Source organism: Lactobacillus sp. N54.MGS-719, from assembly GCF_000980505.1.
GTDB classification, from domain to species: Bacteria; Bacillota; Bacilli; order Lactobacillales; family Lactobacillaceae; genus Lactobacillus; species Lactobacillus amylovorus.
This window is the reverse complement of the sequence record NZ_LARO01000106.1, coordinates 1-1324: the sequence shown is the minus strand read 5'-3', so window position 1 is coordinate 1324 and position 1324 is coordinate 1. Positions and strand designations below refer to the sequence as shown.

The window sequence follows — 1324 nt, the reverse complement described above, 5'->3', positions numbered from 1 at the left end:
TGAAGAATTAACAGTTCCAACTCAAGAAGATATTAATAATTTGAATGATACATTTGGTAAGACTGTTGAAGCTTTTAGCGATATCACTGATGCTTATGGTGATGTTAACAACTTTGCTGATAACTTTGCCGGTTCAACCAAAGACTTTGCAGAAAAATTAATTACAGAAATGGTTGATTTTAATAATGGTATTGCAGATATCGGTGATACTGAAGGTGGCCTTGAAAACTACGATAACGATAAGCTTAACGATTGGGTTAACCAATTAATGGGTGATATCGTAGAAACTAACGATTCATTCAACGCTTTAGTTAATGAGTAGCTCTAATGGAAAGAGAGAGTATGGATTTCTCTCTTTCTTTTTTATCGGTAAATAAAATGAAAAGAATTATGGTTATAGGCTCACCAGGAGCAGGAAAAAGTACATTCACACGTAAGCTGCAACAAAAGATAAACTTACCTATTGTCTATCTAGATAGATTGTTTTGGAAGGCAGATAAGACTACCGTTTCACCAGAAGAGTTTACTCAAAAGATAGAAAAGGCATTATCAAAGCCAAAATGGATTATGGATGGTAATTATAGTAATTACTTATTTGATAAACGACTTAATCGTTGCGATACAGTTTTCTTTTTAGATTATGATGTGCAGACATGCTTAGATGGTGTAAGAAGTCGTCGAGGGATGCAAAGACCAGATATGCCGTGGATAGAAGAAAAAGAAGATCCTGAATTCATGGATTACATCCGTGCTTTTCCTGTCAAGCAAAAGCCTAAGATTATAATGGCTTTATCGCAGCATCCCCATATTAAACTTTATCGTTTTAAAGAACGACATGAGGCTAATCAATTTCTAGAAAGCATATAAATGAAAAACCATGTAATGTATTTAGCATTACATGGTTTTTATATTTTTAATTATGTAAAGTTTTTACTTCTTAAGGCTTGAAACAGGGTAAACAGTATAGTCTGCACGATAGACAAATAAACGGTGGCCATCAATTACGAATTGAGTTGACTTTTTCATATCACTCTTATGAATTGATACATTTTTCCCAGCAAAGACTGCTACAGGCATCCCTAATTGGCTTCTAATCATGACAACCTTAGAATCGCCAGACCAGTCATTCTTAAAGTTTTGATACATTGTATTTAAAATTGGCACAGCATGATTTTGATCATTGATATTAGTATGCTTGCTAAAGACGTCCTGATAGTTTTTAAGACCTTCATATGCGATTAAAGTAGAACCTACATGAATCATTCTATTATGTCCGTAATCAACGTCAATCACGCTAGAGCCCTCATTACCTTTATCGTCTTTC

General features: G+C 34.1%; 3 protein-coding genes. 2 read left to right on the top strand and 1 reads right to left on the bottom strand.

All coding sequences use genetic code 11. The annotated features are described in order from the left end of the window. The coding region (locus WS44_RS09315; protein WP_046434100.1) for a hypothetical protein at positions 1–322 on the top strand (322 nt) is incomplete at its 5' end. Between the two features lie 5 nt (positions 323–327). After that, positions 328–867 carry an adenylate kinase gene (locus tag WS44_RS09310; RefSeq protein ID WP_271326677.1) on the top strand — a complete coding sequence of 180 codons (540 nt, stop codon included), beginning with the start codon at positions 328–330 and terminating at the stop codon, positions 865–867. Between the two features lie 63 nt (positions 868–930). On the opposite strand, the gene WS44_RS09305 is transcribed toward WS44_RS09310, so the two are convergent. After that, the coding region (locus WS44_RS09305) for a DUF5052 family protein (protein ID WP_046434099.1) at positions 931–1324 on the bottom strand (394 nt) is incomplete at its 5' end.

What these genes read in the sequence shown, in the direction of transcription:
- WS44_RS09310 (WP_271326677.1), top strand. Translation starts at nt 328, where the DNA reads ATGGAAAGAGAGAGTATGGATTTCTCTCTTTCTTTTTTATCGGTAAAT.